General features: G+C 68.5%; 28 protein-coding genes, 1 tRNA gene and 1 other RNA gene. 19 read left to right on the forward strand and 11 right to left on the reverse strand.

The window, feature by feature from the left end; genetic code table 11:
- The first annotated feature begins 73 nt into the window (after positions 1 to 73).
- Positions 74 to 508, forward strand: coding sequence for a CBS domain-containing protein (locus C454_RS17190; protein WP_049905253.1), 435 nt, complete (start codon positions 74 to 76; stop codon positions 506 to 508).
- 96 nt (positions 509 to 604) lie between these two features.
- Entirely contained in the window at positions 605 to 2,713 is a 2,109-nt protein-coding gene (gene purL, locus C454_RS17195; RefSeq protein WP_004977565.1) for a phosphoribosylformylglycinamidine synthase subunit PurL, read from the forward strand.
- 47 nt (positions 2,714 to 2,760) lie between these two features.
- Here the strand turns inward: purL and C454_RS17200 are convergent, their stop codons facing one another.
- From C454_RS17200 to C454_RS20860, 3 genes are all read right to left on the reverse strand, one after another.
- Positions 2,761 to 3,732 (reverse strand): quinone oxidoreductase family protein, encoded by a 972-nt coding sequence (locus C454_RS17200; RefSeq protein WP_004977566.1) that lies wholly within the window; start codon positions 3,730 to 3,732, stop codon positions 2,761 to 2,763.
- An 85-nt stretch (positions 3,733 to 3,817) separates the two neighbouring features.
- A complete protein-coding gene (locus C454_RS20855; protein ID WP_162832764.1) occupies positions 3,818 to 3,991 on the reverse strand; it encodes a DUF7550 family protein in 174 nt (57 codons plus the stop codon).
- A gap of 136 nt (positions 3,992 to 4,127) precedes the next feature.
- Positions 4,128 to 4,283: a hypothetical protein gene (locus tag C454_RS20860; protein ID WP_004977568.1), complete on the reverse strand. Its 156-nt coding sequence runs from the start codon at positions 4,281 to 4,283 to the stop codon at positions 4,128 to 4,130.
- Positions 4,284 to 4,472: 189 nt separating this feature from the next.
- On the opposite strand from C454_RS20860, the gene hisF reads away from it, so the two are divergent.
- Both hisF and C454_RS17210 read left to right on the forward strand, forming a co-directional pair.
- On the forward strand, positions 4,473 to 5,285 hold the full coding sequence (hisF, locus tag C454_RS17205) for an imidazole glycerol phosphate synthase subunit HisF (RefSeq protein WP_004977569.1): 813 nt from the start codon (positions 4,473 to 4,475) through the stop codon (positions 5,283 to 5,285).
- A gap of 184 nt (positions 5,286 to 5,469) precedes the next feature.
- Positions 5,470 to 6,030, forward strand: coding sequence for a DUF1684 domain-containing protein (locus tag C454_RS17210; RefSeq protein WP_004977570.1), 561 nt, complete (start codon positions 5,470 to 5,472; stop codon positions 6,028 to 6,030).
- Between the two features lie 51 nt (positions 6,031 to 6,081).
- Here C454_RS17210 and C454_RS17215 read toward each other — a convergent pair whose 3' ends face one another.
- Positions 6,082 to 6,372 (reverse strand): DNA-directed RNA polymerase subunit L, encoded by a 291-nt coding sequence (locus C454_RS17215; protein WP_004970976.1) that lies wholly within the window; start codon positions 6,370 to 6,372, stop codon positions 6,082 to 6,084.
- 26 nt (positions 6,373 to 6,398) lie between these two features.
- Positions 6,399 to 7,391 (reverse strand): MBL fold metallo-hydrolase, encoded by a 993-nt coding sequence (locus tag C454_RS17220; RefSeq protein ID WP_004977571.1) that lies wholly within the window; start codon positions 7,389 to 7,391, stop codon positions 6,399 to 6,401.
- Positions 7,392 to 7,558: 167 nt separating this feature from the next.
- Here C454_RS17220 and C454_RS17225 point away from each other — a divergent pair, with 167 nt between their 5' ends.
- Together C454_RS17225 and C454_RS17230 are read left to right on the forward strand one after the other, a co-directional pair.
- Entirely contained in the window at positions 7,559 to 8,710 is a 1,152-nt protein-coding gene (locus tag C454_RS17225) for a J domain-containing protein (protein ID WP_004977572.1), read from the forward strand.
- Positions 8,711 to 8,772: 62 nt separating this feature from the next.
- Complete coding sequence (locus C454_RS17230; RefSeq protein WP_004977573.1) at positions 8,773 to 9,447, forward strand: MBL fold metallo-hydrolase; 675 nt, start codon at positions 8,773 to 8,775, stop codon at positions 9,445 to 9,447.
- Positions 9,448 to 9,858: 411 nt separating this feature from the next.
- Here the strand turns inward: C454_RS17230 and C454_RS17235 are convergent, their stop codons facing one another.
- Both C454_RS17235 and C454_RS17240 read right to left on the reverse strand, forming a co-directional pair.
- Positions 9,859 to 10,485 carry a uracil-DNA glycosylase family protein gene (locus C454_RS17235; RefSeq protein WP_004977574.1) on the reverse strand — a complete coding sequence of 209 codons (627 nt, stop codon included), beginning with the start codon at positions 10,483 to 10,485 and terminating at the stop codon, positions 9,859 to 9,861.
- 124 nt (positions 10,486 to 10,609) lie between these two features.
- The gene (locus tag C454_RS17240) at positions 10,610 to 11,083 is read right to left on the reverse strand and encodes a DUF5793 family protein (protein WP_004977575.1); all 474 of its coding nucleotides are present in this window, start codon (positions 11,081 to 11,083) and stop codon (positions 10,610 to 10,612) included.
- Positions 11,084 to 11,223: 140 nt separating this feature from the next.
- Between C454_RS17240 and C454_RS17245 the strand changes: the two genes are divergently transcribed.
- The 10 genes from C454_RS17245 (at position 11,224) to C454_RS17290 (ending at position 20,940) form a co-directional block, all read left to right on the forward strand.
- Positions 11,224 to 11,592 (forward strand): cupin domain-containing protein, encoded by a 369-nt coding sequence (locus C454_RS17245; RefSeq protein ID WP_049905254.1) that lies wholly within the window; start codon positions 11,224 to 11,226, stop codon positions 11,590 to 11,592.
- Positions 11,593 to 11,692: 100 nt separating this feature from the next.
- Positions 11,693 to 12,190 (forward strand): DUF7549 family protein, encoded by a 498-nt coding sequence (locus C454_RS17250; RefSeq protein ID WP_004977578.1) that lies wholly within the window; start codon positions 11,693 to 11,695, stop codon positions 12,188 to 12,190.
- A gap of 102 nt (positions 12,191 to 12,292) precedes the next feature.
- Positions 12,293 to 13,987: a type II/IV secretion system ATPase subunit gene (locus C454_RS17255; RefSeq protein ID WP_004977579.1), complete on the forward strand. Its 1,695-nt coding sequence runs from the start codon at positions 12,293 to 12,295 to the stop codon at positions 13,985 to 13,987.
- A gap of 1 nt (position 13,988) precedes the next feature.
- On the forward strand, positions 13,989 to 16,115 hold the full coding sequence (locus C454_RS17260; RefSeq protein ID WP_004977580.1) for a type II secretion system F family protein: 2,127 nt from the start codon (positions 13,989 to 13,991) through the stop codon (positions 16,113 to 16,115).
- 85 nt (positions 16,116 to 16,200) lie between these two features.
- Positions 16,201 to 16,854, forward strand: coding sequence for a class I SAM-dependent methyltransferase (locus tag C454_RS17265; protein ID WP_004977582.1), 654 nt, complete (start codon positions 16,201 to 16,203; stop codon positions 16,852 to 16,854).
- Positions 16,855 to 16,979: 125 nt separating this feature from the next.
- Complete coding sequence (locus C454_RS17270; RefSeq protein WP_004977584.1) at positions 16,980 to 18,008, forward strand: NAD(P)/FAD-dependent oxidoreductase; 1,029 nt, start codon at positions 16,980 to 16,982, stop codon at positions 18,006 to 18,008.
- Positions 18,009 to 18,130: 122 nt separating this feature from the next.
- Positions 18,131 to 19,333: a DUF4382 domain-containing protein gene (locus C454_RS17275; protein ID WP_049905255.1), complete on the forward strand. Its 1,203-nt coding sequence runs from the start codon at positions 18,131 to 18,133 to the stop codon at positions 19,331 to 19,333.
- 177 nt (positions 19,334 to 19,510) lie between these two features.
- A tRNA-Gly gene (locus C454_RS17280) sits at positions 19,511 to 19,581 on the forward strand.
- A gap of 113 nt (positions 19,582 to 19,694) precedes the next feature.
- Complete coding sequence (locus C454_RS17285) at positions 19,695 to 20,465, forward strand: SDR family oxidoreductase (protein ID WP_004977586.1); 771 nt, start codon at positions 19,695 to 19,697, stop codon at positions 20,463 to 20,465.
- Between the two features lie 199 nt (positions 20,466 to 20,664).
- Entirely contained in the window at positions 20,665 to 20,940 is a 276-nt protein-coding gene (locus tag C454_RS17290; protein ID WP_004977587.1) for a twin-arginine translocase TatA/TatE family subunit, read from the forward strand.
- A 167-nt stretch (positions 20,941 to 21,107) separates the two neighbouring features.
- Here C454_RS17290 and ffs read toward each other — a convergent pair.
- An RNA gene (gene ffs, locus C454_RS19985) (signal recognition particle sRNA) lies at positions 21,108 to 21,419 on the reverse strand.
- A 150-nt stretch (positions 21,420 to 21,569) separates the two neighbouring features.
- Positions 21,570 to 21,983: a DUF7548 family protein gene (locus tag C454_RS17295; RefSeq protein ID WP_004977588.1), complete on the reverse strand. Its 414-nt coding sequence runs from the start codon at positions 21,981 to 21,983 to the stop codon at positions 21,570 to 21,572.
- A 93-nt stretch (positions 21,984 to 22,076) separates the two neighbouring features.
- Between C454_RS17295 and C454_RS17300 the strand changes: the two genes are divergently transcribed.
- The 3 genes from C454_RS17300 to C454_RS17310 are packed head-to-tail and all read left to right on the forward strand — an operon-like array spanning position 22,077 to position 24,113.
- A complete protein-coding gene (locus C454_RS17300; RefSeq protein WP_004977589.1) occupies positions 22,077 to 23,228 on the forward strand; it encodes a thiolase family protein in 1,152 nt (383 codons plus the stop codon).
- Positions 23,228 to 23,605: an OB-fold domain-containing protein gene (locus tag C454_RS17305; RefSeq protein ID WP_004977590.1), complete on the forward strand. Its 378-nt coding sequence runs from the start codon at positions 23,228 to 23,230 to the stop codon at positions 23,603 to 23,605. Before C454_RS17300 ends, C454_RS17305 begins: the two co-directional genes overlap by 1 nt.
- Before the next feature lie 40 nt (positions 23,606 to 23,645).
- Positions 23,646 to 24,113 carry a hypothetical protein gene (locus C454_RS17310; RefSeq protein ID WP_004977591.1) on the forward strand — a complete coding sequence of 156 codons (468 nt, stop codon included), beginning with the start codon at positions 23,646 to 23,648 and terminating at the stop codon, positions 24,111 to 24,113.
- A 39-nt stretch (positions 24,114 to 24,152) separates the two neighbouring features.
- On the opposite strand, the gene C454_RS17315 is transcribed toward C454_RS17310, so the two are convergent.
- Together C454_RS17315 and C454_RS17320 are read right to left on the reverse strand one after the other, a co-directional pair.
- Positions 24,153 to 24,968, reverse strand: coding sequence for a DUF7547 family protein (locus tag C454_RS17315; protein WP_004977592.1), 816 nt, complete (start codon positions 24,966 to 24,968; stop codon positions 24,153 to 24,155).
- An 81-nt stretch (positions 24,969 to 25,049) separates the two neighbouring features.
- A complete protein-coding gene (locus C454_RS17320) occupies positions 25,050 to 26,138 on the reverse strand; it encodes an NADH:flavin oxidoreductase/NADH oxidase (RefSeq protein WP_004977593.1) in 1,089 nt (362 codons plus the stop codon).
- Positions 26,139 to 26,199: the final 61 nt, after the last annotated feature.

The raw sequence follows: 26,199 nt of genomic DNA on the forward strand, positions 1-26,199 counted from the left end.
AATAATATCGCGGGCGACGAACGTGTCGAACGGTGGCGTACCCACACCGCGTGGTTCCACCGGAGTGAGAGAGATGACCGTACGAGACATCGCACGACCGAGAGACGAACTGGTGACAGCGAGGGAAGACACGCCGATTCGAGAGCTGGCGAAGCTGATGGAGGACCGAAAGGTCGGTTCGGTCGTCGTCGCTGACGGCGACGACATCCGGGGTATCGTGACCGACCGCGACATCGCGCTCAAGTGCGTCGCCGCCGGCGGCGACACGAGCGGGATGACGGCGAGAGACGCGATGACCGAGCGACCGTTCACCGTCGACGCCGACGTGGGCGTCTTCGACCTGTTCCGGCAGATGCGGGAACACGGCGTCCGGCGCGCGCCGATAACCGACGGCGGCAGGCTGACGGGTATCGTCACGATGGACGACCTGCTCGTGTTGCTCCAAGACGAGATGCACGAGCTGACGGAGATAATCCGCGCCGAGTCGCCGCCGTACACGCCCGCGTGAGTCGGATGCGGGCGACGACGGCGACTCCGACCACATTTTACGCACGTTCGTGCACATAGAAAGGGTTTACAATGTGCGTTCTGACCATACCAGTGAATGACGCTTTCCGACGCGGACCGCGACCTCGTCGTCGCCGAACTCGGTCGAGACCCGACGCCGGCCGAGGAGATACTCTTCGAAAACCTCTGGAGCGAACACTGCGCCTACCGGTCGTCTCGCCCGCTTCTGTCGGCGTTCGACTCGGAGGGCGACCAGGTCGTCATCGGTCCCGGTGACGACGCCGCGGTCGTCGCTCTGGACGACGACACCTACATCACGCTCGGTATCGAGAGCCACAACCACCCCTCCTACGTCGACCCCTACGACGGCGCGGCCACGGGCGTCGGCGGCATCGTCCGCGACACCCTCTCGATGGGCGCGTACCCCATCGCGCTCGCCGACTGCCTCTACTTCGGCGACTTCGACCGCGAGCACTCGCGGTACCTCCTCGACGGCGTCGTCGAGGGCATCGCCGACTACGGCAACGCCATCGGCGTCCCGACGGTGACCGGTTCGACCTCGTTCCACGAGAACTACGAGGGCAACCCGCTCGTCAACGTCGCCTGCGTCGGCCTCCTCTCGGCCGACCGCCTCGTCACGGCCGAAGCGCAGAAGGCGGGTAACAAACTCGTTCTCGTCGGCAGTTCGACCGGCCGCGACGGCCTCGGCGGCGCGTCCTTCGCCAGCGAGGACCTCGCGGAGGACGCCGAGACCGAAGACCGGCCCGCGGTGCAGGTCGGCGACCCCTACACGGAGAAACTGCTCATCGAGTGCAACGAGGCGCTCATCGACGAGGACCTCGTCGAGTCCGCCCGCGACCTCGGGGCCGCCGGTCTCGGCGGCGCGTCCTCCGAACTCGTCGCCAAGGGCGGTTTCGGCGCGGAAATCGACCTCGAGAAGGTCCACCAGCGCGAGCCGAACATGAACGCCTTCGAGATTCTCCTCTCGGAGTCCCAAGAGCGCATGTGCTACGAGGTGACCCCCGAGAACGTCGAGCGCGTGCAGGAACTCGCCGCCCGCTTCGACCTCGGGAGCGCCGTCATCGGCGAGGTCGCCGAGGGCAACTACGTCTGCACCTTCGACGGCGAACCCGTCGTCGACGTGCCGCCGGAGTTCCTCGCGGAGGGCGCGCCGATGAACGACCTCGACTCGGTCGAACCCGAGTCGGCGACGCGCGACCTGCCCGCGTTCGACCTCGAAGCGGCGTTCGAGGCGGTCGTCGCCGACCCCAACACGGCGTCGAAGCGCTGGGTCTACCGCCAGTACGACCACGAGGTCGGCCTGCGGACGGCCCGCCGCCCCGGCGACGACGCGGCGCTCCTCGACGTGCCCGAGGCCGACACGAAACTCGCGTTCACCGGCGGTGCGGACCCCAACTGGACGACCGCCGCGCCCTACGACGGCGCGCGCGCGGTCGCCTTCGAGAACGCGACCAACCTCGCCGCGAAGGGCGCGTCGCCCCTCGCGACGGTCGACTGCCTCAACGGCGGCAACCCCGAGAAGCCCGACGTGTACGGCGGCTTCAAGGGCATCGTCGACGGCCTCGCCGACATGTGCCGGGCGCTTTCGGTCCCGGTCGTCGGCGGCAACGTCTCGCTGTACAACGACTCCGTCTCCGGCCCGATTCCGCCGACGCCGACGCTGGCGATGGTCGGCAAGGCGGACGGCTCCTCGCCCGGCCTCTCGCTTTCGGGCGAGGGCGACCTGTTCCTCGTCGGCCACTCCGGCGGGGCGCTCGGCGGCTCGGCGGTCCTCGAACACGCCGGCGGCTCCGACGCCTTCCCGGGGCTCCCCGAGGACGCCGACGCCGCGACGGCGGTCGAGACGATTCAGGCCGTCGCCGCGGACGAGGCGACCGTCGCGGTCCACGACGTGAGCCACGGCGGCCTCGCGGTCGCGCTGGCCGAGATGGTCACCGAGGAGGTCGGCGCGGACGTGTCCGTCGCCGACTACGTCTCGCTGTTCGAGGAGACGCCCGGTCGTGTCGTCGTCGAGACGACCGACGAGGCCGCGCTCCGCGACCTCGCGGGCGACGTGCCCGTCGTCGACCTCGGAACGACGACCGACGACGCGACGCTCTCGGTCGCGGTCGACGGCGACGAGGCCGCCTACGACGCGGCCGATATCGCCGATCTGCGCGACGTGCTGGCTCGCGAACTCGACTGAACCGAAACTAAACTGAAAAAACGCGGTGCCGCGTCACACCGCTTTCGCTACGGTTCGAGGACGACTTTTCCGCTGCTCTTTCTGGCTTCGATGTACTCGTGGGCCGCCGCGGCGTCTTCGAGGGCGAACGTCTCGCCGACGACCACGTCGAGTTCGCCCGCGGCGAGCAGTTCGGACAGTTCCGGCACCGCGCCGAGAATCGACTCGGGACGCTGCTGCATGGCGCTTCCGAGGTGGAAGCCGATGACCGACTTGTTCTCGAACAGCAGGCGCGTCGGGTCCGCCTCGGCCGCGTCGCCGGACGCCGCGCCGTAGGTGACGAGTCGGCCGAAGTCGGCGAGGGCGTCCAGACTGCGCCGGAACGTCTCGCCGCCGACGCCGTCGAGGACGAGGTCGACGCCCGCGCCGTCGGTCTCGTCGGCGACGACCTCGCGGAAGTCCTCCTCGGTGTACTGGATGCCGTGGTCGAGTCCGAGGTCGGCCGCGAGGTCGAGTTTCTCCTCGGTGCTGGCCGTGCCGAACGTCTCGACGCCGGCGTGGGCGGCGAGTTGGACCGCCGCGGTGCCGACGCCGCCGGCGGCCGCCTGAATCAGCACGCGCTCGTCGTCGTCGAGGTCGCCCCACTCGTGGAGGCAGTTGTACGCGGTGAGGAACTGGACCGGGAAGCCGGCGGCCTCGGCGAACGACATCGACTCGGGCACGTCGAACAGCGTCGGGGCCGGCGTGGTGACGTACTCGGCGTACGCCCCGCCGCCGGTCATGGCGACGACGCGCTCGCCGACCTCGCGGCCGACGCCGTCGCCGACCGCGTCGATAGTCCCCGCGGCCTCCATCCCCGGCGTGTACGGCGGCTCCGGGCCGTCTCGGTAGGTCCCGCGCCGCTGCATGATGTCGGCGAAGTTGATGCCGGCGGCCTCGACGGCGATGCGGACCTCGCCCGGCCCCGGCTCGGGCGTCTCGGTCTCGCGCAGTTCGAGGCTGTCGGAGCTTCCGTACTCGGTGACGACGATAGATTTCACGCCGGGTCGTAGCGCCGGGGGTCGTAAAAGCGGAGAGAACGCGGAAGTTCGTACAAATTGCCGGTTCCGGGGGTCCCGAGCGCGCTTACGCCAGCGCCAGCGGGAGGCCGAACACGACGACGAGGCCGACGACGAGAACGAGGATACCGGTCGTGACCTGACTCATCGAGAAGTCCTGCATCGGGGAGGTGACGCGGGCGTCCTCGTCCGCGTGGTGGTCGTCGTGTCCGTGGTCGCCGTGGTCGTGGTCGTCGCTCATACGCGGGGCGACGGGTTCGCGGTACAAAAACGCACCTAACCGTCGTCCGCGGACGGCGCGACCGCCGCGGCCGACGAGTCGGCAGCCAGTCGCGGGAGAACGCCTCGCCGGACGGGGCAGGACCGGAACAGCACGGTCAGGTCCGGGACAGATACAGCACGACCACAAACGCGAGCGCGAGCGGGAGGAACGGAATCGCGGCGTCGAGCGGGACCAGAAGCGCCACTATCGCGGCCATCACCACGAACTCGACGACCACCAGCAGGCTGAGTAGCTCGGCTGAATCCACCATCGTTCGGACTGGAATCGCGTCGTGGTTCTCACGGACGGGTCATCAAGGTGGCTCTACCGCGGGGAACGGCGAGGGAACCGGCTCAGTCTCGCGGTCACCGGGCGACTCGTCGAGGTGGTCGGAATCCCGCCCACCACCTGCCGTAGTCGAAACGGTGAAACGGCTCTTTCGCCAACGATTCGGTAGCGAATGCTCACGAAGCGCATCATCCCCTGTATCGACGTCGACCTCGACGAGGACGGGAACCCGGCCGTCTACACCGGCGTCAACTTCGAGGACCTGAAGTACACGGGCGACCCGGTCGAGATGGCCAAACTGTACAACGAGGCGGGCGCGGACGAGTTCGTCTTCCTCGACATCACCGCCTCCGCAGAGGGGCGCGAGACGATGCTCGACACCGTCTCGAAGGTCGCAGACGAGGTGTTCATCCCGCTGACCGTCGGCGGCGGTATCCGCACCCGCGACGACATCAAAGAGACGCTCCGCGCCGGCGCGGACAAGGTCTCTATCAACACCGCGGCGCTCCAGAACCCCGACCTCATCGAGGAGGGCGCGCGCTCCTTCGGCAGCCAGTGCATCGTCATCTCGGTGGACGCCCGGCGACGCTACGACGAGGACGGCGAGCACTACGTCGAGGTCGACGGCGAGTCCTGCTGGTTCGAGTGTACGGTCAAAGGCGGCCGCGAGGGAACCGGCGTCGACGTGGTCGAGTGGGCCCGCGAGGCCGAATCGCGCGGCGCGGGCGAGCTGTTCATCAACTCCATCGACGCCGACGGGACGAAAGACGGCTACGACATCCCGCTGACGAAGGCCGTCTGCGACAGCGTCTCGACGCCCGTCATCGCCTCCTCCGGCTGTGGCGGCCCCGAAGACATGTACGAGGTCTTCAGCGAGGCCGGCGCGGACGCCGGTCTCGCCGCCTCCATCTTCCACTTCGACGAGTACACCATTCGGGACGTCAAGGAGTACCTCGACGAGCGCGACGTGCCGGTGCGACTGTAAGCGTCCGCGTCCCTTCTCCGACACTCTTCGTCTCTCTTCGCTCTTCTTCGTCCCTCTTTCCGCGCCCGCCGCCGGCCCCGCCCGCCACTGACCCTGCCCGCCACCGACCCTGCCCGCCGGTCGTGCGCCCCCCGCACAGTCGGAACTAATCTTAACCCGCTCGCGCGCCGTATCTCGACCCGAGATGACCGACGACGCGTGGCTCGACGCCCTCCGAACGCACCGCGAAGAGAAGGACCGCTATCTCGCCGCGGACCGAAACTCGCCGATTCCGCCGGACCAGCGGGAGTTCTTCGACGGCCTCGACTACTTCGACCCCGACCCCGCCCTCCGGTTCGAACTCGAACTCCGGGCGTACGACGACCCCGAGCGCATCACCATCGGCACCTCGACCGACGGCGAGCGCGAGTACCTCGCGTGGGGGCGCTTCGAGTTCGAGGTCGACGGAGAGGCATACTCCCTCGACGCCTATCGCGCCGACGCCGACGAGGACCGCCTGTGGGTTCCCTTCCGCGACGAGACGAACACCGAGGAGACCTACGGGGCCGGCCGCTACCTCGACCTCGAAGCCGCGGACCGGACCGACGACGGTCGGTGGGTCGTCGACTTCAACGACGCGTACAACCCGTTTTGCGCCTACTCGCCGCGCTACGAGTGTCCGCTCGTCCCGATGGAGAACTGGCTCGAAGTCCGTATCGAAGCCGGCGAGAAGGACTACGAGGGACCGGGCGGCGGAGACGAGTAACCGAGAAACGCGCCGCTCACGGTCGGAGCGAAACGAGAGAGAACCCGCAGATTACGCGTCGATACCGGCGCGGTAGGCGTCGGTGAAGTCGTCGGCGGTGCGCTGGACGCCGCGGGCGGCCTCCGCGAGCGCGTCGAGGGGGTCGACGCCGGGCTCCGTCTTGATGGAGAGGACGGGGTCCGTCTGTCCGCCGGACTGCTCGGGGTTCACGTCGTAGGTCGCGGCCGTGACGGTGTCGGTCTGGAGGAGTTCGCCCTTCAGGACGTTCATGAAGGTGTGGTCCTCGCCGCCGATTTCGATGCGGAGTTCCTCGTCGGTCTTGTCGATGACCCGCAGTTCCATGGCTCTCCGTTCCCTCCAGCGGCGTTTTAACGTTTCGTCTCGGGGACCGCGACCAGTTCGTCGAAGTCCGGGTCCGCGTCGAGGAGTTCGTACCGCCCGTCGCCGTCTGGGGCCGCGACGACGCCCTCGGCGACGAGGTGGTCCAAGTGGGCGAACGCCTCGCCGGGGCCGTGGAGGATGTGGATGGCCGAGAGGTCGCCGAACAGGCGCGCGCTCACGGTCCACGCGTCGGCCGGGCCGTGTTCGTCGAGGACCGAGACGACGCGCTCGGTGCGCTCGCGGTGGTGCTCGGCGATGACGCGCGCCCGGCCGGCGGGGTCGTCGATGGGGTCGCGGTGGCCGGGCCACGCCCGCGCGAAGTCGAGGTCGACGAGGCGCGCGAGGCTGTCGAGGTAGGTTTCGAGCGGGCGGTCGACCCGGAGGTCCGCGCCGCCGACGTTCGGGGTGTACTTCGGGAGAATCGCGTCGCCGACGAACGCCTCGCGGCCGCGCTCGCCGTCGAAGGCGAAGGCGCTCAGCCCCGCGGCGTGGCCGGGGAGGTGGACGACTTCGAGGTCGCCGTCGCCGGCGGCGATGCGGTCGCCGTCCTCGACGGGCGTCACGTCGACCCGGTCGCCTCGGAGGTCGTCGTGGCCGTCGAGGAACGCGGTCACTTCGGCGAGCGGTTCCTCGGGAATACGCCACTCCCCGAAGCGGCGCTCGCGAATCTCGCGCTCGGCCGCGATGGCGTCTGGGTCGCCCGCGACGATGCCCGCGTCGTCGGCGTGGACGTACACCGGCGCGCCGCTTTCGGCCTGCAGTTCGCCCGCGAGACCGGCGTGGTCGGCGTGCCAGTGGGTGAGGACGATTGCTTCGAGGTCGGCGACCCCGTAGCCGGCCGCGTCGAGTCCCTCGCGGAGGTCTCGGCGAACCGAGTCGGTCGCGACGCCGGCGTCGACCAGCGTCGGCCGGTCGCCGGGGAGGAGGTAGGCGTTGTTCAAGCCCTCGAAGACGGTGTTACCCAGCCGTATCCGTTCCATGCGGCCACCTGGCCGTCGAGCTTCATGATTATTCCGAATGGTCTTGGCGGCCCCAGCGTCCCGCGGTTTGTCGGGAGGTCGCCGTCGACCGGTCCGTTGACGGCCCGGCTTGCCGACCGAACGCCCGGTACATTCAAAAGCCGGCGTTGCATCGAATCGCACGTCGAATGCCGGTGGACTTCTACGAACTCCTCGGGGTCGAACGCGACGCCGAGACGGCGGAGATAAAGCAGGCCTTTCGTCAGCGCGCTCGGGAGTACCACCCCGACGTCAACGACGACGAGCGAGCGACCGCGCAGTTCACCGTCGTCCGGAAGGCCTACGAAGTCCTCACCGACGACGCCGAGCGCGCCGACTACGACCGGATGGGTCACGGGACGTACGTCGAGAAGCGCCTCGACGGTCTGACGAAGTTCAAATACCCCGGGAAAGCCGGAGAGGACGGCGGTTCCGGCGGGTCGAACGCCGGCGACCGGTCGACTTCGAGTCGGTCGTCGGGGCGGTCGTCTTCGTCCACAACATCGTCTTCGTCCTCGTCGTCCTCGTCGCGGTCCACTTCTTCGTCGTCCCGGTCGTCGTCCTCCCGACGGTCGAGTTCCGGACGCGCGTCGTCTTCGTCCTCGACCGCGAGTTCGTCGCGGTCGAATCGGACGAGTCGCTCGCGCACCTCGGGGTCGGCTTCCTCGTCGTCCTCGTCGCGGTCCACGGGCTCCACACAGTCGACCACCGCGGGCGGGTCCTCGCGCACCCGCGCCCGAAACTCGCAGTCCGGTCGGACGGGGACGACCGGCCGGTTCGAACGCGAGCGCGGCGGGTCCGAGTCGGCGGCCGCGACCGCGTCCGGGTCGACGAACCCGCTTTGGTACGGGTGGGGCGTCTCGCTCCTCGCGCTCCTCGCGTACCTCGGCGGCTTCGCGTGGCACCTCGCGGGCGACGGCGCGGGATTCGTGACCGCGCTCGCGTCGCTCGACACCGCCGCGCCCGCCGCTGGACTCCTCGCGTCGTCGCCGCTGTCGCTGCCGAGCCTCGCGGCCCTGCAAGCCGCGGCCTCGACGTCGACGCCGACGGTGCTCGTCTTCCCGGTCGCGGCGGCGCTGCTCGCCGTCTCGCTCGCCGCTGTCATCGCTCGGTTCGGCCACGCGTGGACCACGTGGTTCTACGCGCTCGCGGCGACCGTGCCGCTGGCGCTCGTGGCGGCCGGCGCGGTCGGCGTCGGGCGACCCGTCGCGGTCGACCTCCTCGGGTTCGTCGTCTGTCCGCTCCTCGGAGCCGGCGGATTCGTCGTCGACGCGGGTCGGTATCTCTTCGCCTCGCGGTAACGTCTCGAACCGCGGCGTCGCCGTCGCCCACGATTTTTGTCGTTCGCGTCCGACGGTTCGGTATGGCCATCCCGACCGACTCGGTCCGGCGGTTCCGACTCCGCGGCGTGAACGCGTACCTCGTCTCCGACGGCTCGGAGACGGTGCTCGTCGACGCCGGGACGCCGCGGGACCGCGGCCGACTCCTCCGCGGTCTCGCCCGCGTGGACCTCGACCCCGGCGCTATCGACCGGGTGCTCGTGACCCACTTCGACCTCGACCACGTCGGGACGCTCGCCTCGCTCAGCCTCCGCGACGACGTGCCGATTCACCTCGCCGAGCCGGACGCCTCGCACCTGACCGGCGCGTCGAAGCCGTCGCTCCGGTCGGCGAAGGGCGCGGCGCAGCGCGTGCTCACGTCGTTTCTCGACCGACCGACGAACCCCGTGGAGGTCGTCCGCGACGGCGACGAGCTCGGCGGCTTCGTCGCGTATCGGACGCCCGGACACACTCCCGGTCACACCGCGTTCGTCCACGAGGACCACGGCGTCGCGTTCGTCGGCGACATGGTCCGCGAGTCGAACGGGAGCCTCGGGCTGTTGCCGGGGGTACTCGCGACCGACGCCGCGGAGAACAGGCGGAGCGTCCGCGAGTTCGTGGCACGCTGTCCGCCGGTCGACGTGGTCGCCATGGGACACGGCGAACCGGTCACGGCGTACGGATACGGCGCGCTGAAGCGACTCGCGGACAGGCTCTAATCCGACAGCGACCGCTCTCGGGAGGTATTACGCGGTCGCGTGACGGCGAGAAACCGAGCTGTCGCTCGCGTCTGAGTTAAGAGCGGGGACCGCGGCCGAGCGCAGGTCCCCGGACTGACCAAGCCACTGTGAGGAGCACCAGTCTCACAGCTGCCTGACGCGCCCGGCGGAAGTGAATCGAACCACGCGCGTCAACACCACGTTGGACACTAGTTGTAAAAAGTCCTTTGTTATCGCCAATTAGAACCACGCCCTCCAGAACGACTGGATAAATATGCTCTTATGTGAGTCATATAGCCGCATCAACTGAACATATCGTAACCTTCATGGTTGTTACTGGACGAACGAACGGCAGAATCGTGAAGAATCTATCGAATCCGCGGACGACGGTCGAATACGGCGGAAAATACGCTATCTGACCAGGTACGGGTCCGCTCCGGGCATGAAGCGACCGAGGTCTGACTCGCGGCGGAAGTCGGTCGACTGGAGCTCCAGCAGGCCGGCGACGAGTTCGTCGTGGTCGCCGTCGTCCCACTCGTCGGGGTCCTTGATGGGCAACACGAGAAAGCCGCTCCCGCGGAGTTCTTTCCCGTGGAGCGTCTCCATGTCGACGTCGGTCTTCCAGCCGACGGACGTGTAGTTGTTCAGGACGTGCTTCGTCGCCACCGCGCCGACCGGCAGGAGGACGTGGGCGGCGATGGCGCGGAGTTCCGCGTCGAAAAAGCGCTCCATGTCGGTGTAGTCGGCCGCCGACGGCGTCCCGTCCGGCACGCACATATGCAGATACGAGAAGAACGTGCGGTTCACCGTCGGTTCGTCGCCCGCCTCGACCAGCAACTCGCCGTCTTCGAGCGCCGGGAACAGTCTGTCGCCCGCATCCCCCGAAAAGGGGATACCGGTCTCGATGCCCCCGTGGACGCCGGGGTGGTCGCCGATGACGTGGAAGTCGGCGTTGGCGTCGCCGTAGCCGGGGACGTACCGGTCACACGACGGTCGCATGTCGAACGGGTTTCTCGTGCGGTCGGTTACGTTTCTCACGGTACTCTCTGTGGGAGCGGTCGGTAAAGAAGACGTGGTTCGCCCCGATATCGTACACGAACGAGCGTGAGGGACGCGTCGAGAGAGAACGTCGTCCGCGCGGTCGCCCCGCCGAGGGCCTCGGTCAGAGTTCGACGCCCGAGGGGATGAGGCTCTGGCTCCGCAGGAGCGTCCCGTCGCCGTCGTAGACGAGGAACGTCGATTTCTCGAAGGTCTCGAAGTGGTCGCCCTCGATGGCCACGTCGACGCGGTAGCGGCCCTCGTCGTCGCCCGCGGCGCGCCCGTACTCGCGGGCCGCGCGGATGAAGTCCAACACGTCGTCGGCGCGGGCGTTGAGTTCGAGGACGTAGTCGCCGGTGAGTCGGTCCGTCACGCTCACGACGCCTCGGGCGTCGGAGTCGTCGACGGAGTCTTGCAGCCGAAAGGAGACGTCCAGTTCCTCCGCGGCGAGCACGTCGCCGCTGGTCGAGAGGAACCGCGACCGGAGCTCCTCGGCCGGGCCGTAGAAGTCGATAGATACCGTCGGTTGGCGAGGGTCGCCGTCGTCCTCGTACCAATCGACATCGCGGACATCGAGTTCGAAGTAGTCACGCCGCATTCCGTACTGTCGATTGTACTGCGCGGCCTATTAACGTGACGCCGCCGGACCCTCGTTCCGACGCCGAAACCGGCCGATTACGCCGGTTCGACGCGCTCTCGACGCAACGGTTATCGGCCGCCGCCGCGAGCGGACCGTATATGGAACCCGTCAACCTCGACGAGAGCTTCGCGTCGTTCGACGAGACGTGGGCCCCGAGAATCGCCGCGGAGCTGAACGACTACGCGGTGAAGGTCGCGAAACTCGACGGCGAGTTCGTCTGGCACGCCCACGACGAGACCGACGAGCTGTTCCTCGTCCGCGACGGGCGGCTTCGAATCGAGTTCCGCGACCGCGACGACGCGGTACTCGGGTCGGGCGACCTCCTCGTGGTCCCCCGCGGCGTCGAACACCGGCCCGTGGCGCTCGAACCGACCGAGGTCCTCCTCGTCGAGCCGACCGAGACGCTCAACACCGGCGACGCCGAGGCGAGCGACCTGACTCACGGCGACCCCGAACGGCTCTCCTGAGGGGTGGCCGGGCGTGTTCGTTCCCGACCGCGGCCCCGTCGTCTCGTCGGCCCGCCCCTACTGTCGGTAGTTTTTACCTGTCAGCCCGTGCGATTGTCCTATGGTCTGGGTCCGCTCCGAACACGCGGGTGCGCTGGCCGTCGTCTCGACGTGGCTCTGTGCGCTCCTCCCGTGGAACGTCACGTACACGCCGAACCTCTCGGGCGTGAGCCTGCTTTTCGTCCGGTTCCCCTTCGCCGAGATTCAGTTCGCGTGGGGCCTCTCCAGCCGCGTCGCGGTCAGGAGCCCGCTGTCCGCGCTGTCGCTCCAGTCGGGACAGACCGTCGCGGTCGCCTACCAGGCGTGGGTCGTCGGCGCGGCCGTCCTGGCGCTCGCGGTCCTGTTCTCGCTGGTCTACTACCTGCGCGACGAGCGGGTCGAAGCCGGGCCGGTCGACCCCGTTCGGGTCCTCGGCGGCCTCCTCGGCGTCGTCGGCGTCGTCCTCGCCGCGTCGACGTATCTGCTCGCGACGCGCGGGCTTCCGGGCATCCCGCTCCCGCTCGGCGTCGTCATCTCGCTCGTTCTCGCCGGCGTGCTCCTGACGGTCGACCGGACCTGAACGCGAGCCGCGGGCCGGGTCGTTCTCGCCGAGTGACAGTCTCCCGCGCGGACCTTTTAAGTTCCAACCCCCCATACCTCCCGACCAACCAACCGGGTGACGATGGCACGAGATATCACGAGCGAGACGAAGGCGACGCGCGACCCGCGGGGCGACCGAGGGGTGTTGAGACTCCTCGCCGACGGGGAGTTCGACGCCGCGACCGCCGAGACCCAGCGGCTCCTGCGCCGGACCGCGGAGATGCTCCGGGGGTCGAAGCTCGACGTGCTCCCGCTGACGCCGGACGACACGCCGCTCGGGACCTACGAGATTCCCGAGGGCCACGAGGAGGTCGAGCGTTACTGGGTGAACGCCCCCTTCGCCTACGTCGTCGTCACCTACGACACGGACGCGACCGCCCACCAGTACCACACCGTCGAACCCGACCTCGACGAGTTCGAGGCGTCGCTGCTCGAACGCGTTCGAACCGACGTGCGCGACCCGCTTTTGTACCGCCGCGAGGCGGACCCGCGGACCGAGTCGGCGCTCGTCGAAGAGCTCCAGTCGCTTCTCGAACAGTACGGGCTGGAACTCGACATGAACACCTTCTACACGCTGTTGTACTACCTCCGGCGGGACTTCCACGGCTACGGTCGCCTGGACCCGCTGATGAAGGACCCGCACATCGAGGACATCTCGTGTGACGGCTACGACCTGCCGCTTTTCGTCTACCACGACGAGTACACGGACATCGCCACCAACGTCTCGTTCGAGGCCGAGGAACTCGACAACTTCGTCATCCGCCTCGCCCAGCGCTCCGGCCAGCACATCAGCGTCGGCGACCCCGTGCTCGGGACGACGCTCCCGAACGGCGCGCGCGCCGAGTTGGCCCTCGGCGAGGAGGTCACCCCGCGCGGGTCGGCTTTCACCATCCGCCTCTACGCCGAAGAGCCGTTCACGCCCATCGACCTCGTTCGCTACGGCACGTTCTCCATCGAGCAGATGGCCTACCTGTGGCTCTGTATCGAACACAACAAGAGCCTCATCTTCGCGGGCGGCACCGCCTCGGGGAAGACAACCTCGATGAACGCGGTGTCGATGTTCGTCCCCCCGCGGTCGAAGGTGCTGTCCATCGAGGACACCCGCGAACTCGCGCTCTACCACGATAACTGGCTGTCGTCTGTCACCCGCGAGCGCCTCCACGAAGGGACCGACATCTCGATGTACGACCTGCTTCGCTCGGCGCTCCGGCACCGCCCCGAGTACATCATCGTCGGCGAGGTCCGCGGCGACGAGGCCGTGACGCTGTTCCAGGCGATGAACACGGGGCACACGACGTTCTCGACGATGCACGCCGACAGCATCGAGACGGTCATCAACCGCCTCGAAAACGAGCCCATCAACGTCCCGCGCGCGATGGTGCAGTCGCTCGACCTGCTGTGCGTCCAGACGCTCACCCGCCACGACGGCGAGCGCGTCCGCCGCTCGCAGACCATCGGCGAAATCGGCGACATCGACCAGCGGACCGGCGAACTCGACTACTCGTCGGCGTTCGCGTGGGAGCCAGAGACCGACACGTTCAGTCAGAACGACAGCTCGCTGCTCACCGAAATCCAGCGCGAGAACGGCTGGTCGCGGACGGAGCTCCGTCGGGAACTCCGTCGCCGCGAGGTGTTCCTCAAGTACCTCCTCGACAAGGACGTCTCGGACTACCGGCGCTTTACCGCGCTCATCAACGAGTACTACGCGGACTCCGAGGACGTGATGCGGCGCGTCGAGGCCGACGAGGACATCGTCGACGCCGGCACGGAGGCCTGAGATGGCCGCCGCGCAGTACCTGTACCTGCTCCCCCTCGTTCTCGCCGTCCTCCTCGTTCTCCCCGTCGTCCTGTCGCCGGTGAGCCGTTCGGCCGACCTCCTCGTCTCGCGGGTCGCCCTCTCCGTCTTCGGCTTCTACGTCGCCAACGAGAACCCCCGGCGCAGGGAGCAGCGAAACCAACTGCGAGCGGCCCACGTGAGCGTCACCCACCGCGTGTACGCCTCGCGGACGCTCCTCATGGCGGCCGTCTTCGGCGTCGCCGGGAGCGTCTTCGGCGTCTATCTCGCCGCGGTGACCCTCGAAACGCTCGCCGTTCAGTCCGAGGCGATTCGCGAAGTTCTTCCGGCCGCCCTCGGCTTCCTCGGCGGGCTCACGAGCATCCAGGCGCTCCCGCTCCGCGACCTGTTTCTCGCGCTCTTGCTTTCGAGCGCGACGCTCGGGGCGCTCCTCGCGCTCGGCGTCTACTGGGGTCGGTGGTACGTCCTCACCGAGCGCGCCCGCACCCGCTCGTCGGAAATCGAGGCGACGCTCCCGCGGACGGTCGCGTTCGTCTTCGCGCTGTCGCGGTCGGGGATGCCGTTCCCGCAGGTGCTGGAGACGCTGGCCCGAAACGAGGCAATCTACGGCGAGGCGGCGCGGGAGGTCAGCATCGTCGTCCGCGACATGGACGCCTTCGGCACCGACGTGCTCTCCGCCCTCCAGACGATGGCCACGCGGACGCCGAGTCCGAGCCTCGAAGAGTTCGCCGAGAACCTCGCCAGCGTGCTGGGGAGCGGTCGCAACCTCTCGTCGTTCCTCCAAGAGCAGTACGAGCGGTTTCAGGCGGAGGCGGAGGCTCAACAACAGCAGTATCTCGACCTCCTGTCGACGTTCGCCGAGGTGTACGTCACCGTCCTCGTGGCCGGGCCGCTGTTTTTCATCACCGTCCTCGTCGTCATCGGTCTCGTCCTCGCGGACACGCTGACGCTCATCCGAATCGTCGGCTACCTCGGCATCCCGCTGGCGAGTTTCGGCTTCGTCGTCTACATCGACAGCATCACCGAGTCGCTCCGGGGCGCGGCGGTCGCCGACGACGACGCGGAGACCGCGGGCGCGTCGCTCCGGCGCATCGACGCGACTGGCGGCGTCGGTTCGGCCCCGGCGACCGACGGCGGCGAGACCGACGCCGGAGGCGACCCGTGGCGCGCGAACCGCGAGCGACTCGCCGCCTACGACCGGTTCCGCGCGGTTCGCGACTGGTTCGACCGCCCGCTCGACACCCTCGGCCGCCATCCGCTCGCCACGCTCGCGCTCACCGTTCCGCTGGGGCTCGTCTGGGTCGCCCTGCGGACCACGTTCCCCGCGGACCCGACGCTCCTCGGCGTCGCCGACGCGGTGGACCAACACGTCGTGGAGGCCGCAATCGGCGCGCTCGTCGTCGTCTCGGCGTTTCACGAGCTTCGGAAGCGGCGGATTCGCGCCATCGAGCGGAGCATGCCCGACTTCCTCGACCGCCTCGCGAGCGTCAACGAGGCCGGGCTGACGGTCGTTCAGAGCCTCCGCCGGGTGTCCGCGTCGGACCTCGGCCCCCTCGGCGACGAGGTCGACCGAGCCGTCCGCGACATCGACTGGGGGGCCGACGCCCAGACCGCGCTCCGGCGGATGGACCGCCGGACGACGAGCCCGATGGTGTCGCGGTCGGTGACGCTCATCACCAACGCGATGAGCGCGAGCGGCGACCTCGCGCCCGTGCTCCGCATCGCGGCCAACGAGGCCCAAGACAGCCGCCGACTCGCCCGCGAGCGGAACCAGGAGATGGTCACCTACCTCCTCGTCATCTACATCTCGTTTCTCGTCTTCCTCGGCATCGTCGCCGCGTTGACGGTGTCGTTCATCCCGGCGGTCGAGCAGGCCAGCGCCGGTGCCATCGGCTCCGGCGAGGTCGCGGGCGTCACCTCCGGCGCGTTCTCCGGCCTCCGCGACGTGAACACCGCCTCCTACACGCTGTTGTTCTTCCACGTCACGGCGATTCAGGGGCTCTGCTCGGGACTCATCGCCGGACAGCTCGGCGAGGGACAGGTCGCCGACGGGGTCAAACACGCCGCCGTCCTGCTCGTCATCACCTACGTGACGTTCATGTTCATCTGAACCGGCGCGGCTCGGCCGACGACCGGAGCCGCCGGCCGCGCCCGCGACCCGTGCGGTCTTTGTCTCGCCGCCTCGACCGACCGGCATGGACGGAGACGAACCCCGAGACGGGGTCCGCGAGACGTACGACCGCATCGCGTCGCACTTCGCGTCGACCCGCGAGTACCCGTGGCCCGAAGTCGAGTCGTTCGTCGCCGACGCGACCGAGTCGGGGGCGGCGGCCCGCGCGCTCGACCTCGGCTGCGGCAACGGCCGGCACGTGGAACTCCTCGCCGCGCACGCCGAGGAAGTCGTCGGCCTCGACGTGAGCCGCGGCCTGCTCGACGAGGCGGTCGCGAGAGCGGCCGAGCGCGGCTTCGACGCCGGACTCGTGCAGGGCGACGCCTCGCGGCTCCCCTTCGCCGACGACGCCTTCGACCTCGCGGTGTACGTGGCGACGATTCACCACCTCGCGCCGCGGGCGGCGCGCGTGGCGAGCCTGAACGAACTCGCGCGCGTGCTCGACGCCGACGGCCGCGCGGTCGTCAGCGCGTGGAGCACCGCCCACGACACGTTCGACCGCGAGGACGGCTTCGACACGACGGTCGACTGGACGCTCCCCGGCGGCGAGACGGTGCCCCGATTTTACCACATCTACGCGCCCGACGAGTTCGACGCCGACCTCGACGCGAGCGACCTCGCAGTCGTCGAATCGACGGTGTCCAGCGGGAACTGCTACGCCGTCGTCGCCGGCCGCTGAACGTCGGTTGGGGATTGCGGGCGTCGCGGGCGCGGCTCGCAGTGTTAATTGCTAACACGTTCCGGGTGGATGCCGGCCGCGCACAGGTGATGTGGGCTTAAGAGCGCCGGGACGAATCTCCGTGTATGACCGAGACCGACGAACCACGGGAGTACGAGGTTGTCGTCGTTGGCGGCGGCCCCGCGGGGCTCCAGACCGCGCTCTACACGACGCGGCTGGGCCACGACACCGCGCTCGTGGACCGCGGCGGCGGCCGCGCGGCCATGATGCTCGACACGCACAACGTCATCGGCGTCACTGAGGACGTCTCCGGCAACGAGTTCCTCGAAACGGCGCGCGGGCAACTCGAAGACTACGGGACCGACATCCACCGCGACTTCGTGACCGACGCGGAGCGGTTGGACGACGGCCGGTTCCGCCTCGTCGGCAACGAGGGCGAGTTCGTCGCCGACCGCGTCGTCCTCGGCGTCGGCTTCAACGACGAGCGACCCGACCCGCCACTTCCCCGCACCGGGAAGGGCCTGCACTACTGCCTGCACTGCGACGCCTACATGTTCGTCGACGAGTCGGTGTACGTGATGGGCCACTCGGACTCCGCGGCCTACGTCGCCATGATAATGCTCAACTTCACCGACGAGGTGGACCTGCTGCTCCGCGGCGACGAGCCGACGTGGTCCGACGAGACGGACGAACTCGTCCGCGCGCACCCCGTCGACATCGTCGAATCGGAGATTTCGGGCATGACGAAGCGCGACGACGGCTGGCTGGAGAGCTTCGAGTTCGAAGACGGCACCGTCCGCGAGTACAAAGGCGGCTTCGCCATGTACGGCTCGAACTACAACACGACGCTGTTCGAGGCGCTCGACGTGGAGCTCAACGACGACGAGACGGTCCCGGTGGACGACCACGGCCGGACCAACGTCGACGGCGTGTTCGCGGTCGGCGACATCACCCCCGGTCACAACCAGATTCCGGTGGCGATGGGCAAGGGAGCGAAAGCCGGCATCGCCATCCACATGGAGCTCCGCGAGTTCCCCAAGAGCCTCGACGAGATTCGCGCCGAGGGCGCGGTGAGCGTCGACGACGTGCCCGGTATCTCCCCCGGACTGCTCGACAAGGCGAAACAGTTTAACGAGTCACACGCGGACGACTGAGGCCGTAATTCGGCGAAATTCGGTGAAAACCGAGGCGTACGAACACCCTTCTAAAGTTCTCTCGGCCAGTACGGTCTCCCACGATGAAACGTACTGGACTTGCGACTGTCTTGCTCGCGCTCATGGTCGTACTGGCCGGCTGCGCGGGCGGGACCGGCACGCTGACCGAGACGCAGACCGACGGGGCCGCCGACGCGACGACGACCGCGTCGTCCGACGGCGACGCCGCCCGGACGGGGACCGTGAACTTCTACGTGAGCGACGAGCAGAACGCCATCGCCGACTTCGAACACCTCAACGTCACCATCGAACGCGTGACGCTCGTCCGCGCGGACGGCGACGCCGAGTCGGAGACCGAGGTCGAAACCGAGGACGCAGACTCCGAGTCCGCCGAGAACGACACGAACGCCGACGCGGAGGCGAACGCGAGCGTCGAGGTCGAACTCGAAGCCAACGCGACGGCGAACGCGACGAACGCGTCCGCCTCGACCAACGGGTCGGTCGACGCTGACGCCGACGCCGACGCCGAGGTCGAAGAATCGGTCGACGCGAACGACACCGACGCGGCCGAAGGCGAATCGAGCGTCACCTACGAGGTCGACAACGTGACCGTCGACCTGACCGAACTGCAGGGCGAAAACGCGAGTCTCGTCGGCGAGTACGACGTGCCGGAGGGCAACTACACGAAGGTCTTCGTGCACGTGAGCGACGTGAACGGGACGCTGAAGACCGGCGAACGGGTCAACGTGAAGCTCCCGAGTAACAAGCTTCAGCTCAACACGGACTTCGAAGTCGGCAACGGCGAATCCGTCGACTTCGTCTTCGACATCACGGCGTTCGAGGCGGGCGGCAGCGGGAAGTACATCCTCAAGCCCGTCGTGAGCGAGTCCGGGACGGACGTGCCGATTACGAAGGTCGGCGCGGAAAAGAAGGCAGACGCGGAAGCCGAGGCCGAGGCTGAGGCGAACGCCGAGGTCGAAGCGGGCGAAAACGGGACCGACGACGGCGAGCGCGCCGAAGTCGACGCCGAGAGCGACCTCACCGTGAGCTTCGACGGGAACGTCTCCGCCGGCGAGAACGTGACGGTGGTCGTCACGCGGAACGGGACGCCCGTGGAGAACGCGACGGTGACGATAAACGGCGAGACCGCCGGCACGACCGACGCCGACGGCGAGTTAGGCGTCGCCATCCCCGACGAGCGGGACGTGACGGTCGTCGTCGTCGACGGTGAGACCGAGGCCGAGTCGGAGTTCGAGTTCGAGTTCCTCGGGAGCGCCCCCGACAACCCCGCAGAGGGCGGCGAATCGACCTCCCTCGTCGCCTGACCGAAAAGGTAACATCCTTATTGGGGCGTCGAGAATGAAGGGATAGACGCGACGTTCGCGCGCACCGGTGTCTCGGCCGAGCGAAGCGAGGCCGAGGCTCGGTGCGAGCGAGTGAAGCGAGCGAGCACCGGTGTTGAGACGGACGGAGTCCGTCGATGCACGGTGCGAATGAAATGAGCACCGGTGGTCTAATGGTAAGACATTGGCCTTCCAAGCCAATTATCTGGGTTCGATTCCCAGCCGGTGCATCTTCTCCGGACCGCTGTTCGCCACGGAGAGCGTTCAGCGACTCTCACGTCGTCGGAACTGGCGGCTATCCTTAACTATCGTTCCCACCATATTCGTGTGAGGTGTATTACAGATGAGTCTGCTCGACGGCCGCGTCGCGGTCGTCACCGGCGGTAGCTCGGGTATCGGACGGGGAATCGCGCTGGCCTACGCCGAGGCGGGCGCGGACGTGGTTGTCTGCGACATCCGCGAAGAGCCGAAGGAAGGCGGCGCGCCGACCCACGAGAAAATCGAATCGGACACCGACTCGTCGGCGACGTACGTCGAACTCGACGTGACCGACCCGGCCGCGTTCGAGGAGGCGATGGACGCCGCCGAGGCGTTCGGGGGCGTGGACGTGATGGTGAACAACGCCGGCATCTGGCGGCCCGAGGAGTTCCTCGAAGTCACCGAAGCGGAGTTCCAAGGGATGATGGACATCAACCTGAAGGGCGTCTACTTCGGGGCGCAGGCGGCCGCAACGCGAATGGTCGAGTCCGGCGGCGGAAGCATCATCAACGTCTCCAGCGTCAACGGCATCTTCGGCAACGGTAACTACCCGACGTACAGCGCGTCGAAGGGGGCCGTCCGGACGCTCTCGTACTCGCTCGCCCACGGGCTCGGCGGGGACAACGTCCGGGTGAACGCGATTCACCCCGGCGCTATCAAGACCAAAATCGGCCCGGAAGGGGCCGAGGAGACGAGCGAGGAACAGATGGCGCAGCTGAACGCGATGATTCCGCTCGGTCGGCAGGGCGAACCGGACGACGTGGCCGGCGTGGCGGTCTTCCTCGCCAGCGACCTCTCGAAGTACGTCACCGGCGAGTCCATCGTCGTCGACGGCGGCTGGACCAGTTGGCGGTGACGCGGGGCTGGCCCGCGGCTGACGCGGTCAGTTCCGAGGTTGAGGCGGGACCGATACGCGGTTGACGCGGTCGGTCCGACGCTCGGTCCGTCGTGCCGCTCGAACGTCCACGAGCCCCCGAGATACGCGGACTACGGCGACTTCGGGTCTCAATCCCGGACCGTCTCTCTTATCTTCCCCCCGAACGTAACCGAACGTAATGCTGGATTCCATTCCGCTGTTCCCCGGACTCCCGGGCGGCCCAGAACTGCTCATCGTCCTGCTCATCATCGTCCTCCTGTTCGGCGCGAACAAACTCCCCCAACTGGCCCGGTCGTCGGGCCAGGCGATGGGCGAGTTCCGCCGCGGCCGCGAGGAGATCGAAGACGAACTGAAGAAGGGCGCAGAGGAAGGCGAGAGCGACGACGACGAAGAAGAAGACGAGACCGAGGCCGCGGCCGAAGCGACCGAGACGGAAGCCGAGAACAAACAGTAAGCGTCTCCCCCGGGGAAACAGACCCCTTGTGCGGTATTTCAGTTCGCCGAGTGCCGACAGTCGCGCGTGCGGTACGCACCGCCGGAGCAAGGGCTCTCGGACGCTGTACGTCGAATCCGCGACCGAGAGACCGGCCGGTCGGCGGGTGACTGCGATGAGGTATGAATGGGTGGACAGCGAGGTTGCCCGGCGTTCCGACGTGGGGAATCCCGGTTGCCTCCTCCACCCCGCGATCCCTCGAGCGACGCACGTCCGATGGTCCGCTGCTCGCTTCCGCGCCTGGCGGGGTACCACCGATGAACCGCGCGAACCCTTCCCTGCGGAAGGGGTACGCGGAGCCGCTGTCCCCGAAGGACGAGGTTTCTACGTTGGCTTCCGGGGCCCGCGCCGGTCTGACCGGACGCGCCCGTGTTCGGTCCCCGCTGAAGACCTATTTCGCGGGTGAAGAGCAGGGCCTAACTGCCCGACCTAGTCCACTCCCTCATTATCCATCGACTGTTAAGGGCCTTTCGACTCGGGTGCGGTGAAATCGAGGGACACCGTCGGGGTGATTCGACGCGGCGCTCCGAGAGCGGAGCGCGAGAAAACGAGTCAATACCGGCGTCGACACCGGCACCGCCGACGCCGGCTTACAACACGCCGCGGGCGTACCACGCGCCGCCGACGAAGGTGACGAACGCGGCGGCCACGACCGACCAGCGGTGGTAGGTGAGCCACGAGTACTGCTGGTCGAAGCTGAACAGGAGCGTCGGGTCGATGGAGAACGACCACAGCGCGGCGATGCCGAGCATCGAAAGCGAGAGGACGAAGGCGAGTCCGGCGGCCGTCGCCGGGTCGGTCCGCTCCTGTCCGCCGGAGAGGAAGACGATGATTTCGAGGAGCGCGAGCATCCCGACGAAGGAGATGCCGACCGGACCGGCGGCGTAGTAGGCGGCCACCTGTCCGTCCCCACCCTCGATGGCGACGGCGGGAATCGCGACGGCGATTGCGAGGAGCAGCGCGCCGACGATTCCGACGGTCGGCGCGAGGCGTTCGGCGTCCATGGCCGGTCGTTCGGGCGACCGACTGATAAACGGTTTGAGACGTGCCGGCGAGGGATTGCCCGGTTTTAAATCGCGCTGCGACGACGTGCGCGTATGGACCGCGTAGCGATTATCGGTGCATCGATGACCCAGTTCGGGCAGCGAGACGCGTGGATTCGCGAACTGCTCGCGGAAGCGGGACAGGCCGCGCTCGCGGACGCCGACGTCTCACCCGACGAAATCGAGCACCTCTACGTCTCGAACATGGCGAGCGGCGAGTTCGAGGGCCAGACGGGCGTCCCGAACGCCCTCGCCCACGACCTCGCGGCGATGCCCGCCTACACCGCCCGAATCGACCAGACCTCCTCGTCCGGCGGCGCGGGCGTCTACGCCGCGTGGCAGTCGGTCGCCTCCGGCGCGTCCGACATGACGATGCTCGTCGGCGGCGAGAAGATGACCCACCGCTCGACCGCCGAGGCGACCGACGTTATCGCCTCGCTGACGCACCCGGTGGAGTACAAACACGGCGTGACGCTCCCCTCCTTCGCGGGGCTGACCGCACGGCTCTACCTCGACACCTACGACGCCCCGCGGGAGTCGCTCGGGAAGGTCGCCGTCAAGAACCACAAAAACGGCGTCGACAACCCCCACGCCCAGTTCCGCAAGGAGGTCGACCTCGACACCGTCATGGACTCGCCGGTCGTCGCCGACCCGCTTCGCCTCTACGACTTCTGTCCCATCACCGACGGCTCGGCGGCGCTCGTCTTCTGCCCCGAGTCGGTCGCCCGCGAGTACACCGACGACTACGCCGTCATCTCCGGCATCGGCGGCGCGACCGATACCCACGTCGTCCACGAGCGCGCCGACCCGACCACGATGGGCGGCGTCGTCAACTCCTCCGAAATCGCCTACGAGATGGCCGACCTCGAACCCGACGACATCGAGGTGGCCGAACTCCACGACATGTTCACCATCCTCGAGTTCCTCCAGTCGGAGGACCTCGGCTTCTTCGAGAAGGGCGAGGGCTGGAAGGCGGTCGAGGAGGGCGTCACGGACCGCGACGGCGACCTTCCCATCAACACGTCCGGCGGCCTGAAGTCGAAGGGCCACCCCCTCGGGGCCTCGGGCGTCGCGCAGGTGTACGAGATTTACAAACAGCTCATCGGTGACGCAGGCGAGCGGCAGGTCGACGCTGACGTGGGCCTCGCGTGCAACGTCGGCGGCTTCGGCAACTGCGTGACCACGACCATCATGGAGTCCCGATAATGTCCGACGACGAACCCGCGATGGAGGCGTACCGCTACCCCGACGGGAGCATCACCTACCCCGGCCACCCGGTCGGTCCCGGCGGCGAGGAACCGGTCGGCACGGTGGACCTCAGCGACTACACGGCGACGGTGCTGACGTGGACCACCTCCACGGCGACGCCGCCGGGCGTCCGACAGCCAAACACGCTCGCAATCGTCGAGTTCGACGTGGACGGCGAACCCGTCCGCGCCATCGGGCAGGTCACCGGCGAGGACGACGTCGACATCGGCGACGAGGTCCGCCCGGTCTACTGCGAGGAACTCCGCGAACCCGGCGCGGGCATCCGCGAGCCCGCGAGTCAGGAGTGGGACGGCTACCGCTTCGAACCGCTCTGAGCGGGCGAGTGTTGATATAACTACACCTTCTATCTCGCCTATGAACCGCACCAGCGGCGTCACCTTCGCGCGCGACGCGGCGGTCGCCACGGCGGTGTTGGCCGGGCTGTACGGCCTCGGCTACGGCGTCCAGTTCCAACCGTTCCAACTGCCGACGTACCTGCTCATCGTCGGCTTCGACGCCCTCGAAGTCGCGTTCGGCTCCGCGGGCGCGGGCTACGACCTGTTTTTCGCCGCCTATCTCGTCGCCCTCGGCGTCGTCGCCGCGGGCGTCTCCCGTGTCGTCCGCGGGAAGTCGAAGACGACCGGCCTCGCGTGGTGGCGCGTCGGCGCGGCGTCGGCGCTGGCGGTCGTGGGGGTCATCTCGCTGCTGTTCGCGCTGTTGGTCCTCGTCAACGGCGTGCAGTTCACGCCCGTCCTCGTGACCGGCGGCGCGGGCATCGCGCTCCTCGCGCTTGCGGCGTGGGTCGGCGACGTGGTTCGCGTGGACGTTCGACCGGCGCGGTAACCGGGAATCGCTCCGCACGGAGGGCGCGCGTGCCGCCGCTCAGCGGTCGCTCGGCTCGTCGCCCGCATCGGCGTCGGACCCGTCTCCGTCGTCGTCGCCCGCCTCACCGCCCTTCACCTCGCGCTTAATCGACTCCAGTTCGGCGTCGACGTCGACCTTCGGCCCGTCGCTCTCGTCGTCCCCGCCGTCCGGGTCGGCCTCCTCTGTCACGTCGATTCGGACCGGCCCCGTGCCGACCGGCTCGGCGTCGCTGGAGGCGCGGCCCTCGTCGCGGGAACGCCGGGCGTCGTCGCGCCGTTGCCACTCCGATTCGAACGTGCGTTCGTCCTCGCGCCAGCGACGCTCTCGGGTCGTTCGCTCGCGCTCGGCCTCGGTGATTCGCTCGTCGAGTTCGTCGGCGAGCGAGCGGGCGCGGTCCATCACGTCGCGCGCCTCGGGGTTCGTCGGCAGGTCGGCCTCCGACAGCGCGTTTCTGAGTTCGTCGAGGGCGCGGTCGACGCCGGAGACGGCGCTCTTCGGGACGCTCCGCATCCGGGACTCCGTCTCGCTTCTGGCGTCTTCCATCGCGCGGCCGGGGTCGGACAGCCGCATGAGACGGCGGAGGAGTTCGAGGGAGGCGATGGTCGCTTCGAGGACGGCGATGACCGTCGGGATGGTGTACGACTCGGTGAATCGCAGTACCTCGCCGAACGTCGGCGGACGCGGGGGCCGAAAGCGGTCGTCGCCGTAGCCGCGTCGGTCGCGGCCGCGACCGCGGTCGCGCTCCTCGCGGAGTTCCGCGCCGAGTTCGTCGAGCGTGTCCCCGAGTTCGTCGAGTAAGTCGAGGATGTCGTCGTCGCGTCGTCGGTCGCTCATGGCCCACGGTTGGACCGCCGCGGGGATAAGCGTTCGAGGGATTCGAGGGGTGGCGGACCCGCGCGGGTCGGGGTCGGTACCCTACCGGCGCGGGACGGCGCGCTGGTACTGCGGCGGCCACGCCGCGTCGGCGTCGAGTTCCTCGGCGGCGTGGAGCGCGAAGTACGGGTCGCGGAGGTGCTCGCGCCCGACGATGGCGAGGTCGGCCCGGCCGTTGCTGACGACCTCGTCGGCGTGGCGCGCGGTTCGGATACCGCCGACCGCGCCGACCATCACGTCGGTCTCCTCGCGGATGACCTCGGCGAAGGGGACCTGATAGCCGGGGCCGGTGTTCGGAATCCGCTGGTCGGGGTGGATGCCGCCGGCGCTCACGTCGACGAGGTCGACGCCGAGGTCGTCGAGGTCGGCCGCGAGGCGGACCGACTGCTCGATGTCCCACGACTCGCGGTCGTTCAGCCAGTCGGTCGCCGAGATGCGGACGAAGACGGGCTTGTCGTCGGGCCAGACCTCGCGGACCGCTTCCGTGACCTCGCGGAGGAGCCGCGTCCGGTTCTCGAAGGAGCCGCCGTACTCGTCGTCGCGGCGGTTCGTGACCGGCGAGAGGAACTCGTGGAGGAGGTAGCCGTGGGCCGCGTGGACCTCGGCGATTTCGAAGCCGGCGTCGAGGGCGCGCTCGGCCGCGGCGCGGAAGTCGTCGACGACGCCGTCGATTCCGTCGGTCGAGAGCTTCCGGAGCGGCGGGGCCTCGCCCTCGTAGGGCCACGGCACGTCGCTGGGGGCGACGGTGGTCCACCCGCCGTCTTCGGGCGCGACCGGCTCGCTCCCCTCCCACGGCCGGGACTTGCTCGCCTTCCGGCCCGCGTGGGCGAGTTGGATTGCCGGTACGCTCCCCATCGACGAGACGAACGAGGTTATCTGCCGGAGCTTCTCGACGTGGTCGTCCGACCAGATGCCGAGGTCGTTCGGCGAGATGCGACCCTCCGGGGAGACGGCCGTCGCCTCGGACATGACGATGCCCGCGCCGCCGACGGCGCGGCTCCCGAGGTGGACGAGATGCCAGTCCTCGGCGAACCCGTCGGTCGAGGAGTACTGGCACATCGGCGAGACCATGATTCGGTTCCGAACCTCGGTGTCGCGGAGCGAGAGCGGCGTAAAGAGCGTGTCCGTCATCGACCCCGATTGGGCGGGGTCGGAAAAACCCCCCTCGGTTCCGGTGATGCAGTCCGGTTTC

The organism is Haloferax gibbonsii ATCC 33959 (assembly GCF_000336775.1).
GTDB classification, from domain to species: Archaea; Halobacteriota; Halobacteria; order Halobacteriales; family Haloferacaceae; genus Haloferax; species Haloferax gibbonsii.